The sequence below is a fragment of the Nonomuraea antri genome, from assembly GCF_013283785.1.
Classification (GTDB): domain Bacteria; phylum Actinomycetota; class Actinomycetes; order Streptosporangiales; family Streptosporangiaceae; genus Nonomuraea; species Nonomuraea antri.
Genome location: NZ_JABCPZ010000276.1, coordinates 1 through 13365, shown reverse-complemented (window position 1 = coordinate 13365; position 13365 = coordinate 1). Strand labels below are relative to the sequence as shown.

The following is a 13365-nucleotide window of genomic DNA, read 5'->3' as shown; positions in this document are numbered from 1 at the left end:
CGGGCGGGGTCAGGTGGCGGCTTGTTCGACGATGCGGCCCCAGCGTTCCAGGAGGGCCTGCGCGGTGTCGACGTCGGCGGCCTCGGCCCACAGGTCCGTGACGGGCTCGGTGGCCGCGGGAAGGATCAGCACCCAGCTGCCGTCCTGCCCCGACACCAGCACCCCGTCGGTGGTGTCGACGCGCTCGCCGCTCTGCTCGGCGGCCTCGATGACCGAGCGCATGACCGCGCCCTTGGCCGCCCACTGCGTGGGCACGGCGCGCCTGAGCAGCTTCACCTCGGGGATCCTGGCGTCGATCTGGCTGAGCGAGAGCCGGGTGCGCGCCACCAGGCCGAGCAGGCGCATGAACGCGGCCAGCCCGTCGATGGCCGGGCTGAACTCGGGCACCACGAACCCGCCCCGCCCGTCGGCGGCGAAGATCATGTCGTCGGCCGCGGCGGCGGAGGTGAGCGCGTCCAGCGCGGTGCGGGTCCATTCGACCTGCACCCCGTGGAAGCGGCAGACCTGCTCGGCGACCCGGGTGGTGGTGACGGGCAGCGCCACCCGGCCGCCCCGGCGCTCGGCGGCGACCAGATCGAGCACGACGAGCAGGGCGCGTTCCTCGCCGATGAGCTGGCCCATCTCGTCCACCAGGGCGATGCGCTCGCCGACCGGGTCGAACCTGACGCCGAACGCCGCCCGCGAGGAGCTGACCAGCTCCGACAGGCGCTGCAGGTCGCGGCGGCGCTCGGCGATCGTCTCGGTGGGCGAGACGTCGTCGAGGCGGGCGTTGACGGTGAGCACCTCGATGCCGACGCGGCCGAGCAGGGTGGGCAGCACCAGCGAGGAGGTGCCGCCCGCGCAGTCCACGACGACCTTCATGTCCTTGACGCCGGTCATGTCGATGTGGCGCAGCAGCTCGTTGGTGTAGTCCTCGACGGTCCTGGCCGGGTAGCGCAGCTCGGCGATCTCGCCGGGGAAGGCGCGGCGGAACTCCTGCCGCGAGAAGACCCGCTCCAGCTTGCGCTGGGCGGCCGGGGGCAGGTCGGCGCCGCGGTCGTCCATGATCACGATGTCCACGCTCTGCGGGTCGCCGGGCGTGGTGCGCAGCGCGATGCCGCCGGCGGCCGACTCGCGGGCGGTGTGGAAGCGGGCCACCGGCATCGGGGCGGCCTCCAGGTCGAGCACGTTGATGGAGCTGGCGGTCAGCGCGCCGATCACCGCGCGCTTGAGCGCCCTGGCCGCCAGCGAGGCATCCCTGGCGGTCACGACGCGCTCGCCCTTCTTCAGCGTGGTGGCGTACGCGCTGGCCAGCCGTACGCACAGCTCGGGCGTGATCTCCACGTTGACCAGTCCGCTGACCCCGCGCGGGCCGAACAGGCTGCGCTGGCCGCGCGACTCCCAGATGACGCTGGTGTTGACGACCGCGCCGGCCTCGATGGTCTTGAACGGGTAGACCTTGACGCCGCTGGAGACGTACGCCTCGGCCTCGATGACGCATTCGTCGCCGATGACGGCGTTCTCCTCGATGCGGGCGCCGGCCATGATGTCGGTGCTCTTGCCGATGACGCAGCCGCGCAGGTGGGTGCCGGGGCCGAGGTAGACGTTGTCGTGGACGATCGCGCGGTGCAGGAAGGCGCCCTCGCGCACGACCGCGTTGTTGCCCAGCACGGTGTACTCGCGTAACTCCGCGCCCGCCTCGACCTTGGCGTAGTCGCCGATGAGCAGCGGGCCCTTGAGCACGGCGTCGGGGTCGACCGTGGCCGACTCGGCCACCCAGACGCCCGGTGAGAGTTCGAAGCCGCCGATGTCCAGCTCGACCTTGCCGGACAGGGCGTCGGCCTGGGCCTTGAGATAGCTGTCGTGGGTGCCGACGTCCTCCCAGTAGCCGTCGGCGACGTAGCCGTAGATGGGGGCGCCGCGGTCGAGGAGACTGGGGAAGACGTCGGCGGCCCAGTCGACCGGCTCGCCGGTGGCCACGGCGGCCAGCACCTCGGGTTCCATGACGTAGACGCCGGTGTTGACGGTGTCGGAGAAGACCTGGCCCCAGGTGGGCTTCTCCAGGAAGCGCTGCACGCGGCCGTCGTCGCCGACGATGATGATCCCGAATTCGAGCGGGTTGGGTACGCGCTTCAAGCCGATCGTGACTAATGCCGAATTTTCGCGATGAAATCTGACCATGTCGGATAAGTCGATATCCGTCAGGGCATCGCCGGAGATCACGAGGAATCGATCGTCACGCAGGCGGTCCGCGGCGTTCTTGACGCTGCCCGCCGTGCCGAGCGGCAGGTCCTCGGTGGCGTACTGGAGGCTCATGCCCAGCTCGTCGCCGTCGCCGAAGTAGTTGCGGACGAGCGCGGCGAGGAACTGGACGGTCACCACGGTCTCGGTCACGCCGTGCCGCTTCAGCAGCCGGAGCACGTGCTCCATGATCGGGCGGTTGACCACGGGGAGGAGAGGTTTGGGCTGATTAGCGGTCATCGGCCGCAGCCGAGTGCCTTCCCCGCCTGCCATGACGACCGCCTTCACCCGATCACTCCTTTTTCGCCGCGTTCACGAGCTGGCGCACCTGTACCACATACAACAACCCTGCCCACCAGTACAGGCCCGTTCCCCAGAGCGCGAACGCCCATCCGACAATTCGGGCTATTTCGGCATACCACCCAGTGTGGGAGGCAAGGAAGAGGAGAGGGAAGGCATACATGAGGTTGAACATGGCGGCCTTGCCCAGGAAATGCACCTGAAGTGCCTTGTATCCATGTTTGCGGAGTACGGGAATGAAACAGGCGACGAAGATCTCCCGGCCGATGATCACCGCTACCAGCCACCACGGGATGACGTCACGCAGCAGCAGGGCCAGGATCGTGGCGAACACGTAGAGCTTGTCGGCGGCCGGATCGATCACCCGGCCGAGCCTGCTCGTCTGGTTGAACGCCCGAGCGATCTTCCCGTCGAGCCAGTCGGTGAACCCGGCCACCATGAGGACCGCGATGGCCCAGCCGTCCGCCTTGGGCCCCAGCACGAGCCAGAGAAAGACAGGGACGCCGAGAAGACGCAGGAAGCTCAGCAGGTTGGGAACCGTCCAGATCCGGTCCTCGGCGGAAGTTTCGCTCACGAGCCGACCCTACTGCGTGAACTCCGGACACAGGACGCGCGCACTCCCCCGCGTCACCCGGCCCCGGGGTCAGCGGCGGGCGACGACGCCCAGGATGGCCGGCTGCGCCAGGTCGAACAGGACCTCGCCGGGCGCCTCGCTCCACAGCTGCACCGGCACGATGCCCGGCCCGGCCAGCTCCATCCCGTCCAGCAGCTCGGCCAGCCTGGCCGGGTCCCTGGAGGCGATGCCGCCCGCCGAGGAGGCCCGGTAGACGCCCTTGCCCGCCGCCTCGGTCGCGGCGTCGACCGCGCCGGCGTAGGCGTGGCTGATCACCAGGTAGCCGCCGGGCGCGAGACGTTCGCGCACGTTCTTGACGATCGCCGCCACCAGGTCGTCGTCCTCGATGAAGTGCAGCATCGAGACCAGCATCACGGCGGCCGGGCGGCCGAAGTCGATCAGAGCGGTGATCTCTGGGTCGCTCAGCAGCTCCTCGGGGCGGCGCATGTCGCCGTGCACGACGTGGGTGTCCGGGTTGTTCTCCAGCATGGCCCGGCCGTGGGTGAGCACCACCTCGTCGTTGTCGACGTAGACCACCCGGGTGCCCGGCGCGACGCGCTGGGCGACCTCGTGCACGTTCTGCCGCGTGGGCAGCCCGGAGCCGATGTCGAGGAACTGGCCGACGCCGGACCTGGCCAGCGACTCCACCGCGCGGACGAGGAAGGCCCGGTTCGCCTGGGCCATCTGCCTGATGCCCGGCACGATCGCGATGAACTGCTCGGCCGCCGCCCGGTCCACCGCGTAGTTGTCCTTGCCGCCCAGGTAGTAGTCGTACATGCGGGCCACGTTCGGAGTGCCGGCGTCCTCGGTCACGCTCAATCCTCCCCGTCTGTTTCGCGCATCATAGGACGATCTTGGGGGGCAAATGTAGATCTTTCACATTTTCCGGCGAGTGTTCCCCGGCTTCCGTCGCGGGTTCACCAGCGCAGGAACGTGTGGATGCGGCCGACCGGCTCGAATCCGAGCCTGGCGTAGAAGTCCTTCGGCCAGTCGGCGGCGTCGGCCTCCAGGAAGACGAGCCCGGCCCCGGCGGCGGCCGTCTCGGCCAGCATCGAGGTCAGCAGCGTGCGGGCGTGCCCGCGGCCCCGGTAGGCCTCGACCGTGACCACGCTCTCGATCTGGGCGACGCCGTCGTGCAGGTACAGGTCGGCGGTGGCGGCCAGGGCGCCGTCGGCGTCCCTGACGCCGCGGAAGGCCACCGTGTCCGCGCCGCGCAGCCGGGTCTCGACCCGGTCGGTGAGCTGGGTGATCACCTCGTCGTCCGCGTCGGGCAGCGAGGCGCGCCAGCCGGCCCGCACCACGGGCAGCAGCGTGGCCAGGTCCAGGTGCTCGGCCGCGGCCGCGGCGGGCTCGCGCGGGCCGCGATGCGCCATGAGCACGTTGACGCCGTGCTCGTAGCCGGCGGCGGTGAAGGCGGGCGCGAACGCCGTGCCGAGCCGGTCGTCGTGCACCAGGACCAGGCGGTGGCCGCGGCCGGCGAGCAGCTCGTCGGCGGCCGCGATGACCGCGTGCGGGTCGTCGCCGGTCCAGACGATCAGCTTGTTGTCGTCGTGGGAGCCCGGGTAGCGCTCGTCCAGCACGGCGAACCCGCCGGGCGCCGGCTCCAGCCGGGGTGTCCTGCGCCGGGCGAAGTCGCGCAGGAACGCGTGGATACGGGAGAGCTCATCGGACATGCCGGGACATTAGCACCGCCTGGGCGGGCGTCGGGTCAGGCAGTGCGGGCGGCCGGTCAGGCGGCGTGGGCGGCCCGTCAGGCGGTGCGGGCGGCCCGTCAGGCGGTGCGGGCGGCCTGGAGGAAGGCGCGGATGAGGGCGCTGTCCTTGACGCCCGGGGCCGTCTCGACGCCGCTGGAGACGTCGAGCCCCCAGGGGCCCGCGGCGGCGACGGCCTCGGCCACGTTCGCCGGGTGGAGTCCCCCGGCCAGCATCCAGCGGCCCGACGGGCGGCCGCGCACCGCACCCCAGTTCCACGGCTCCCCCGAGCCGGGACGCGGCGCGTCGACGATGAGCAGATCTTCGTCGAAGGCGCCGCAGCGCAGGTCGGACGTGGCGTCGACGGCCCTGACCAGGGTGCGGTCGAGGTCTTTCAACGCGGTGAAGTCGCCGTGCGGATGCTTGCCGTGCAGCTGGATCGCGCGCACGCCGGCCGTCAGCGCCGCCCGGCGCACCTCGTCGGGATGCTCGCCGCGGAACACGCCCACCGTGAGCACGTGGGCGGGCACCAGCGCGGCCAGCTCGGCGGCCCGCTCCGGGGTGACCCGGCGGGGGCTCGCGGTCAGCACGAACCCGATGGCGTCGGCGCCCGCCTCGACGGCGGTGGCCACGTGCTCGGGCTCGCTCAGCCCGCAGATCTTCACGTACACCCTGCCAAGGCTAGCGGCGCCTGGCGGCTCCCGGCGACCACGACCAGACCAGCACGGCGATGATCAGGCCGAACAGCGCGACCCCGTTCGGCACGTGCGCGCCCAGCCAGATCCAGGTGAAGTGCTGGGCCGCGCCGACGAGGAACAGACCGAGGCTGGCCAGCGCGGGCCAGCCGGCGCCGCGTCCCGGCCGCCAGACCAGCACGGCGAGCACGATCTGCACCAGCGCCAGGATGTGCACGACCAGGGCGACGAGCAGGTGCGCCTCGATCGTGGAGTGGTTGGTCGCCACCGACTGCCCGGCCATCGAGGCCGCCACGAGCAGGGACACCGCGTGCGCGATGATGACGATCCGCAGGCTGTACAGCAGGCCGGAGGAGACCCGGCCCGCTTCCTTCGCCGGCATGACCATCGTCGTTTCCGCCATGATGCGGTCCTTTCTGGAGGAAGAGGACCACATCATGGCGACGGCCACCGGCTCCGGGCGTCAGCCTGCGGGATGACTGGACGGTCCGCCACGGGGCGGACGGACCGGGCGGAAGGCGGCGTCCACCAGCCCGGAGCGATGGGCGACGACGGCGGCCTGGATGCGGTTGCGCAGGCCCAGCTTCTCCATGGCGGCGGCCAGGTGGCTCTTGACCGTGGTGACGCCGATGCGCAGCTCCTCGGCGATCTCCGCGTTCGACAGGCCGGTGCCGACCAGGGCCAGGACCTCCAGCTCGCGTTCCGTCAGCCCGGCGGGCGCGGGCGCGGCCTGCTCCTCGGCCGCCAGGAACCGCTCGACCACCCGGCGCAGCACGGACGGCGCCAGCAGCTGCTCACCCGCGGCGGCCCGGCGCACGGCGTCCACCATGCGCTCGGGCTCGTCGTCCTTGACCAGGAAGCCGACGGCGCCGGCGCGCAGGGCGGCGTAGACGTTGGCGTCGTCGGCGAACGTGGTGAGCACCACGATGCGGGCCCCGGGCCGGGCCGCGAGCACGCGCTTGATCGCCTCCAGGCCGTCCACCCTGGGCATGCGCAGGTCCATGAGGATGACGTCGGGCAGGTGGCGTTCGGCCTGGCGCACCGCCTCGGCGCCGTCGTCGGCCTCGCCGACGACCTCCATGTCGCCCGCGGCCTGCAGCAACATCCGCACGCCCGCGCGGACCAGCGCCTGGTCGTCGGCGACGAGCACCCGGATCATCCGGCCGCCCCGGCCTTCATCGCTCGCACGCACCCCGGCTTGGGTGCGGGGTCCGCGCTCCTGGGTCCGGGCAGGCCGGCCGTGAGCAGCCAGCCGCCGTCGCCGTCCGGCCCGGCGGTGAGCGTGCCGCCGAGCGCGCGCACGCGCTCGCGCATCCCGGCCAGGCCGCGCCCGGACGACGGCAGCCGTTCCATCACGGTGGGCGGGCGGCCGTTGCGGATCTCCACGGCCAGCCCGTCGTCGGCCGGGACGACGGACACGCGCACCTCGGTGCCAGGTCCGGCGTGTTTGAGCACGTTGGTGAGTCCTTCCTGGACGATGCGCGCGGCCGAGGCCCGCACGACCAGCGGCGCCTGGTCGGCGGCCGGATGGAGGTCGAGGTCGACGACGAGCCCGGCCGCGGCCACGCGTTCGGCCGATTCGCGCACCACGTCGGCCGGGTCGGCCAGCAGGCCGGGCTGGCGTTCCGGGTCGCGCAGCAGGTCGAGCAGGCCGCGCAGGTCTTCGAGCACCTGGTGCCCGGTCTCGCGGATGTCGTTGAGCGCCTCGGCCACCGGCCCTTCCGGCGCGGCGTAGCGGGCGGCTCCGGCGCGCAGCACCATCGCGCCGACGTGGTGCGCCACGATGTCGTGCACGTCGCGGGCGATGCGCTCGCGCTCGGCGAGCTGGTCGGCGCGCACCTGGGCGACCGCCAGCCGGGCGGACTGCTCGGCGCGCAGCCGCTCGGTGAGCGCCGCGGCCTGCCGGACGCCGAGGTAGCGGCCGATCGCGACGGGCGTGGCCACCAGCGTCATCAGCACGCCCACCCGGAACGGGGTGACCTCGGTGACGGGCTCGACCACCGCGATGGAGGCCATCAGGCAGCCCGCGCCGTACGCGACGGCCGTCCAGGTCCAGGACGGCACCCGCATCGCGAACACGCCGATCACGATGAGCGTCAGCAGCAGGCAGGTGTTGGCGGCCTGCGGGAAATAGGCCTCCGCGGCCAGCAGCAGCCCGGCCTGGAGCAGGAGCACCAGGCCGGGCAGCCGCCTGGCCACGCCCAGCGCCAGCCCGCCGAGCACGGCGAACAGCCCGATGACCCAGACGGGCTGGGCGGAGGCGTTCCAGTCGGTCCACGTGCTGAGCACGGTGATCGCGACGCCGCCGGCGGCGAGCAGCGCGTCCGGGGTGAGGTCGCGCTCCTCCAGCCGTCCGGCCGAGCCGCGCAGGTAGCCGCCGATCAGGACCGGGAAGACCGACAGGCCGACCGAGTACATCCAGGCGTTCGCCGTCAGCGCGATGCCGGGGTCGGCCAGGTTGAGCGCGGTGGCGACGCCGGTGGCCACCAGGGCGGCGGCGGTCGCGTGCCGGACGCCCCGGTGCGCGGTGACGCCGGTCGCCACCAGCAGCAGGATCTGCGCGGTGTTGGAGCTGAAGGAGTTGATCTGGTCGGTGAAGACCAGGAAGGCGGCCAGGTAGAGGCTGACGGGCAGCGGCAGGCGCCTGACCAGGCCCATGGGCAGGCCGACCAGCAGGGCCATCGGGAGGTTCGAGCCGGCGGGCAGGAACTCCGATTCGCCCGCGTGCCAGGTCGTCATCACGTCCAGGGCGACTCCCGAGGCCGCCAGCAGGACATCGACCGGTATTCCACGCCACCGCATGACGACACGCTATCTGCCTGGTGAATCCGGTTGATCCTCCGGACGTAGGAGGGCGTCTCCTCCAACTGGCCGCAAGATCGACCGCTGGATGGACTGATTTGAGATGACCTTGCCCTTACCGTTCTCTCCATGGCGAACGATTCCGCATTGTTCCTCGGTCAGTTCCTGCGCGCCCCCGCCACCATCGGCGCCGTCGCACCGAGCTCGCGCCGGCTGGCCTCGGCCGTCTGCGCGCCCGTGCCCGAGCGCGGCGAGCCGACCGTGGTCGAGCTCGGCCCAGGGACCGGCCCTTTCACCGCCGAGATCCAGCGCCGGCTGGACGGACGCGGCCAGCACCTGGCCGTGGAGGTCAACGAGGCGCTGGCGGTGCTGCTCGCCGCGCGGTTCCCGGCCGTGGACGTGGTGCACGCCGACGCGGCCGAGCTGTGCCGGTTGCTGGCCGACCGCGGGTTGAGCCAGGCCGACGTGGTGGTGAGCGGGCTGCCGTGGGCGGCCTTCCCGAACGAGTTGCAGTGCGCGCTGCTGGACGCGGTGACGTCGGCGATGGGGCCGGCCGCGGCGTTCACCACGTTCTCCTACATCCACGCCATCCCGCTCAGCTCGGCGCGCCGGTTCCGTGCACTGCTGGCCGAGCGGTTCGAGGAGGTCGTGCCCGGGCGTACGGTGTGGCGCAACGCGCCGCCCGCGTTCGTCTTCCACGCCCGCAGACCGCGATTCTGACCTTCGGCCTTTGAACCCTGCGGACCTCGACCCTTGACCTCTCGACTTTTGAGGCCCGCGGACCTCGCCCTTTGAGCTTTCGACCTTGAGGCCCGCGGACCTCGACCCTTGAGCTTTCGACCTTTGAGGGCCGTGGACCTCGACCCTGAACAGAACTTGTTTCTACTATGGCGTGATGGATTTCACCCTTCCGGAGAGCGCGCTGGCCGTTCAGCGGGGCATCGGCGACATCTGCGCCCGCTATGACCTCGGCTACTGGCAGCGATGCGAGAGCGAAAAGCGGTGGCCCGAGGAGGTCTGGGCGGAACTGGCCAAGGGCGGCTGGCTCGGCCTGGCCGTGCCCGAGGAGTACGGCGGGGGCGGCCAGGGCCTGCTCGAACTGGCCGTGGCGACGGAGACGCTGGCCGCCTCCGGCGCGGCCGGCGGGTCGGCGTTCACGTACGTGCTGACCCCGGGCTTCGGCGCGCTCACCCTGGCCAGGCACGGCACCGCCGAGCAGCGGGCGGAACTGCTGCCCCGGCTGGCCACCGGGGAGGTGGAGACCTGCTTCGCGCTGACCGAGCCGGACGCCGGGTCCAACTCGCTGGCCATCACCACCTCCGCGCGCCGCGACGGCGACTCGTTCGTCATCAAGGGACAGAAGATCTGGATCACGGGCGTGCAGCGGGCGACCTGGATGCTGCTGGTGACCAGGACCGTCCCGGCGGCCGAGGCCAAGCCGCGCACGCACGGGCTGACCGTGTTCCTGGTGAACGTGCCCGACGCGGTGGCCGCCGGGCAGCTGTCGTACCAGGCGATACCGAAGCTGGGCGCGAACACGACGCCGTCCAACATGGTGTTCATCGACGATCTGCGGGTGCCCGCGTCGTCCGTGGTGGGCGAGGTCGACCAGGGCGCGTTGGTGCTGTGGGACATTCTCAACCCCGAGCGGATCCTGCTGGCCGCGTCCGCGCTGGGCGGGGCCGAGGTGGGGCTGCGGGTGGCGGTGGAGTACGCCAGGCAGCGGGAGGTGTTCGGGCGGCCCATCGGGGCCAACCAGTCGATCGCGTTCCCGCTGGCGCAGGTGAAGGCCAAGATCGAGCTGGCCAGACTGATGCTCTACAAGGCCGCCTGGTCCTTCGACCGGCGCCTGCCCTGCGGCACCGAGGCCAACATCGCCAAGCTGACCGCCTCGCAGGCCGCCTGGGAAGCGGCCGACGCGGCGTTCCAGACGCACGGCGGGATGGCGTACTCGCTGGAGTACCCGGTGGCCAGGCTGCTGACGGACGCCCGTATCGGGAAGGTCGCACCGGTGACCGAGGAGCTTCTGCTCAACTACCTCGCCACCCAGGTGCTCGGGCTGCCTCGTAGCTTCTGAGCCGCCTCGCGCCCGGCGCCTCGCTCAGGAAGGCGTCCGGCGCGGGCCGCCCGGCCATCGGGACGGGGTCACCGGTTCCCGGCCGGTCACCCGGTCCTGTGGGTCTGTCTGTCTTGCCGGGTTCGTGCTCGCTGGGTTTCGTCTTGCCGGGTTTCGTCTTGCCGGGTTTCGTCTTGCTGGGTTTCGTCTTGCCGGGTGTGTCTCAGTCGGATAAGTCTCAGCCGGATGTGTCTCAGTCTTGCGTGTCTCAGCCGGAGCTGTCTCAGCCGGGTTTGCCCATCGCCTTGCGTATCACGTCCCGGGCCCTGTCCATGATCGCAACCGGCGTGCCGACGAGCAGGTTCTTCGGCGCAGTCTCGACCCCGGCGTGCGGATGCGTGGGCGCCAGGGCCTCGGCGGCCTTGACCCCGACGGCCATCGCCAGCCGTTCCCTGTCGCCCGCCTCCTGCCGCAGCCTGGGGAACTCCTCGCGTTCCTCGGCTTCGGCGTGCTCGACCACGGCCTTGCGCAAGGTGGCCAGGTTGGCGGCGAACTGAGGGTCGTCAACGCCTGCCCGCTCCATCTGCGTGAGCATGTCCTTGGCCGAGTTCTCCTCGGCCAGGCGTTCGTCCACTACGTCGTCGCCGAGCTTGCGGCGGGCGTAGGGGTGAACGATCTCCTCCTCCGCTGTCTCGTGGACGGCCAGCAGGCGCACCAGGCGGCGGAAGGGCTCGGCCCGGTCCTCCGGGGCGGCGTTCTCGACCTCGGAGAACAGGGCCTTGATCTCTTCGTGCTGGCGCAACAGCAGGTCGACCACATCGGTGTCCTTCATGAGGGTGCGCCTACCCGAGCGAGGTACCTGAAATCCTCTTCTCCCCGCTCCCGCCCGGCCTCCCCGTAGCCCGAGACCGAGACGGACGGCCGGGTCAGCCGAAGTTCGGCGGCCGCTTCTCCCTCAGCGCCCGGGCGCCCTCGGCCACGTCAGGCCCGCTGAACCCGAGGAACTCCATGGCCAGCGACGCGTCGAAACTCGGCCCGGCCAGCCGCAGCCAGTTGTTGAGCGAGTACTTGGTCAGCCGGATCGCCTCCTGCGACCCCGCGGCGAGCTTGACCGCGATCTCCATGGCCCGCTCGTGCACCTGGTCGTCATCGACGCACAGACTCACCAGGCCCATGCGCTCGGCCTGCTCACCGGTGACGGGCTCGCACAGCAGCAGGTGGTACTTGGCCTTGGCCATGCCGCACAGCAGCGGCCAGATGATCGCCGCGTGATCGCCGGCCGCGACGCCGAGCCGGGTGTGGCCGTCGATGATGCGCGCCGTACGCCCCGCGACCGAGATGTCGGCCAGCAGCGCGACGGCCAGCCCGGCGCCCACGGCCGGTCCCTGGATGGCGGAGACGACCGGCTTGGAGCAGTTGAGCACGTTGTACACGAGGTCGCGGGCCTCGGTGAAGATGCGCATCCTGGTGGCGTGGTCGCGGGTCATCTCCTCGATCATCGACAGGTCTCCGCCTGCCGAGAACGCCTCCCCCTCACCCCGGACCACCACCGCCCTGACGGAGTCGTCGCGGTCGACGTCGCGCCAGATCTCCCCCAGCTCGCGGTGCGCTGTCATGTCGACGGCGTTGAGCCTGCCCGGCTCGCTGATGGTGACCCGCAGCACCCCGTCGAACGGGGTGTCGATCTTCAGCTTGTCGTACTTCACAGCCCCTCTTCCACCGCGCTCGCCTCGGCCGAAATCCCCTCCGCCCCCGCTACGGGGAACGTCTCACGACGGACGCTCTCACAAGGCACGCACTCACGACGAACATTCTCATGACGGACGCACCCACGAGGGACATACTCACGACAGACGCACTCACGCGGGACGTCTCATGACGGACCTTCTCACGGGGACCTCAACCCGCCGGGAACAGCGACTCCCTGAGCCGGTCGGCCACGTACTCCCGGGCCTCGATGGCCTGGTCGAACAGCCCCGGCAGGACGAAGAAGCCGTGCACGGCCCCGTCGAAGCGCCGCACCTGCGCGGGCACCCCCGCCGCGGCCAGCCGCCGACCGTACTCCTCACCCTCGTCACGCAGGACGTCGCAGCCGGCCGTCACGACGGTCGCGGGCGCGAGGCCGCTGACGTCGGGTAGCCGGAACGGCGAGAGCCGGGGATCCAGCGGGTCGACGTCATCGGCGTATTGCTGGACGAACCAGGCCATCTCCTCGGCGTCCAGCCCGAAGCCCTTGGCGAACTCGGCGTAGCTGGGTGCGTCCATGACCGCGTCGAGCACCGGGTAGACCAGCGCCTGGTGCGCCAGCCGCAGCCCGGCATCGCGCGCCTGCCAGGCGGCCACCGCGGCCAGGTTGCCGCCCGCGCTGTCGCCGATCACCGCCACCTGGCCGTTGCTCTGGTAGAACGCGGGCCTGGCGAAGATGTCGCGGACGACCGTCCAGGCGTCGTCGGCCGCCGCCGGGAACGGATGCTCCGGCGCGAGCCGGTAGTCGACCGACACCACCACGGCCCCGGTCCTGATCGCCAGATCACGCCCGGCGGCGTCGTTGCGCTTCACGCTGCCGAACACCCAGCCACCGCCGTGGAAGTACACCACGACCGGCAACAGCCCGTCGCCGCGGTCGGCCCGGTAGATGCGGATGGGCACCTCTTCGGCGACCTCGTCCCGCACGAACGGCAACTGCGGCAGCGAACCACGATGCGCGGCCAGCCCGTCCTGCGCCCGCATCTCCCTGATCTTCGCCAGATCGAGCGCGGCCAGGTCGGTGTTGAGGTCCGCGGGGTAGAGGGCGAGGTAATCCCGCGCCTGGGGGTGCAGCGGCATGCCCGCAGCCTAGCGGGCCACCCCGACAAACGCACCGCGCAACCCAGCAGACCACTCCCACGAACACACCGCGCAACCCAGCAGGCCACTCCGACGAGCACACCGCGCAGCTCGCCCACCCGACGACCACCACCAACCCATCGAACCCACCCACCGCCCCAC

General features: G+C 71.4%; 13 protein-coding genes. 2 read left to right on the top strand and 11 right to left on the bottom strand.

The genetic code is table 11. From position 1 onward, the window contains the following. Positions 1-9 precede the first annotated feature (9 nt). From HII36_RS48060 to HII36_RS48025, 8 genes are all read right to left on the bottom strand, one after another. Positions 10-2508, bottom strand: coding sequence for a sugar phosphate nucleotidyltransferase (locus HII36_RS48060; protein ID WP_173530080.1), 2499 nt, complete (start codon positions 2506-2508; stop codon positions 10-12). 4 nt (positions 2509-2512) lie between these two features. Further along, positions 2513-3094, bottom strand: coding sequence for a CDP-alcohol phosphatidyltransferase family protein (locus HII36_RS48055; RefSeq protein ID WP_173530079.1), 582 nt, complete (start codon positions 3092-3094; stop codon positions 2513-2515). A gap of 69 nt (positions 3095-3163) precedes the next feature. After that, complete coding sequence (locus HII36_RS48050) at positions 3164-3946, bottom strand: SAM-dependent methyltransferase (protein ID WP_328808224.1); 783 nt, start codon at positions 3944-3946, stop codon at positions 3164-3166. 104 nt (positions 3947-4050) lie between these two features. After that, positions 4051-4806 (bottom strand): GNAT family N-acetyltransferase, encoded by a 756-nt coding sequence (locus HII36_RS48045; protein WP_173530078.1) that lies wholly within the window; start codon positions 4804-4806, stop codon positions 4051-4053. A gap of 98 nt (positions 4807-4904) precedes the next feature. Further along, a complete protein-coding gene (locus tag HII36_RS48040) occupies positions 4905-5495 on the bottom strand; it encodes a phosphoribosylanthranilate isomerase (RefSeq protein WP_173530077.1) in 591 nt (196 codons plus the stop codon). Between the two features lie 10 nt (positions 5496-5505). Beyond that, positions 5506-5922, bottom strand: coding sequence for a hypothetical protein (locus HII36_RS48035; RefSeq protein WP_236004759.1), 417 nt, complete (start codon positions 5920-5922; stop codon positions 5506-5508). Between the two features lie 60 nt (positions 5923-5982). Then, positions 5983-6678 carry a response regulator gene (locus HII36_RS48030; RefSeq protein WP_173530082.1) on the bottom strand — a complete coding sequence of 232 codons (696 nt, stop codon included), beginning with the start codon at positions 6676-6678 and terminating at the stop codon, positions 5983-5985. Beyond that, positions 6675-8321 (bottom strand): sensor histidine kinase, encoded by a 1647-nt coding sequence (locus HII36_RS48025; RefSeq protein WP_236004757.1) that lies wholly within the window; start codon positions 8319-8321, stop codon positions 6675-6677. Before HII36_RS48025 ends, HII36_RS48030 begins: the two co-directional genes overlap by 4 nt. Before the next feature lie 129 nt (positions 8322-8450). On the opposite strand from HII36_RS48025, the gene HII36_RS48020 reads away from it, so the two are divergent. Further along, a complete protein-coding gene (locus tag HII36_RS48020) occupies positions 8451-9041 on the top strand; it encodes a class I SAM-dependent methyltransferase (protein WP_173530076.1) in 591 nt (196 codons plus the stop codon). A 175-nt stretch (positions 9042-9216) separates the two neighbouring features. After that, the gene (locus tag HII36_RS48015) at positions 9217-10398 is read left to right on the top strand and encodes an acyl-CoA dehydrogenase family protein (protein WP_173530075.1); all 1182 of its coding nucleotides are present in this window, start codon (positions 9217-9219) and stop codon (positions 10396-10398) included. Between the two features lie 262 nt (positions 10399-10660). On the opposite strand, the gene HII36_RS48010 is transcribed toward HII36_RS48015, so the two are convergent. From HII36_RS48010 to HII36_RS48000, 3 genes are all read right to left on the bottom strand, one after another. Further along, a complete protein-coding gene (locus HII36_RS48010) occupies positions 10661-11209 on the bottom strand; it encodes a hemerythrin domain-containing protein (RefSeq protein WP_173530074.1) in 549 nt (182 codons plus the stop codon). 94 nt (positions 11210-11303) lie between these two features. Further along, complete coding sequence (locus HII36_RS48005; protein ID WP_173530073.1) at positions 11304-12083, bottom strand: enoyl-CoA hydratase/isomerase family protein; 780 nt, start codon at positions 12081-12083, stop codon at positions 11304-11306. Between the two features lie 193 nt (positions 12084-12276). Continuing rightward, complete coding sequence (locus tag HII36_RS48000) at positions 12277-13203, bottom strand: alpha/beta hydrolase (RefSeq protein ID WP_173530072.1); 927 nt, start codon at positions 13201-13203, stop codon at positions 12277-12279. Positions 13204-13365: the final 162 nt, after the last annotated feature.

What these genes read in the sequence shown, in the direction of transcription:
- HII36_RS48045 (WP_173530078.1), bottom strand. Translation starts at nt 4,806, where the DNA reads ATGTCCGATGAGCTCTCCCGTATCCACGCGTTCCTGCGCGACTTCGCC.
- HII36_RS48035 (WP_236004759.1), bottom strand. Translation starts at nt 5,922, where the DNA reads ATGGCGGAAACGACGATGGTCATGCCGGCGAAGGAAGCGGGCCGGGTC.
- HII36_RS48030 (WP_173530082.1), bottom strand. Translation starts at nt 6,678, where the DNA reads ATGATCCGGGTGCTCGTCGCCGACGACCAGGCGCTGGTCCGCGCGGGC.
- HII36_RS48025 (WP_236004757.1), bottom strand. Translation starts at nt 8,321, where the DNA reads ATGCGGTGGCGTGGAATACCGGTCGATGTCCTGCTGGCGGCCTCGGGA.
- HII36_RS48020 (WP_173530076.1), top strand. Translation starts at nt 8,451, where the DNA reads ATGGCGAACGATTCCGCATTGTTCCTCGGTCAGTTCCTGCGCGCCCCC.
- HII36_RS48015 (WP_173530075.1), top strand. Translation starts at nt 9,217, where the DNA reads ATGGATTTCACCCTTCCGGAGAGCGCGCTGGCCGTTCAGCGGGGCATC.
- HII36_RS48010 (WP_173530074.1), bottom strand. Translation starts at nt 11,209, where the DNA reads ATGAAGGACACCGATGTGGTCGACCTGCTGTTGCGCCAGCACGAAGAG.
- HII36_RS48000 (WP_173530072.1), bottom strand. Translation starts at nt 13,203, where the DNA reads ATGCCGCTGCACCCCCAGGCGCGGGATTACCTCGCCCTCTACCCCGCG.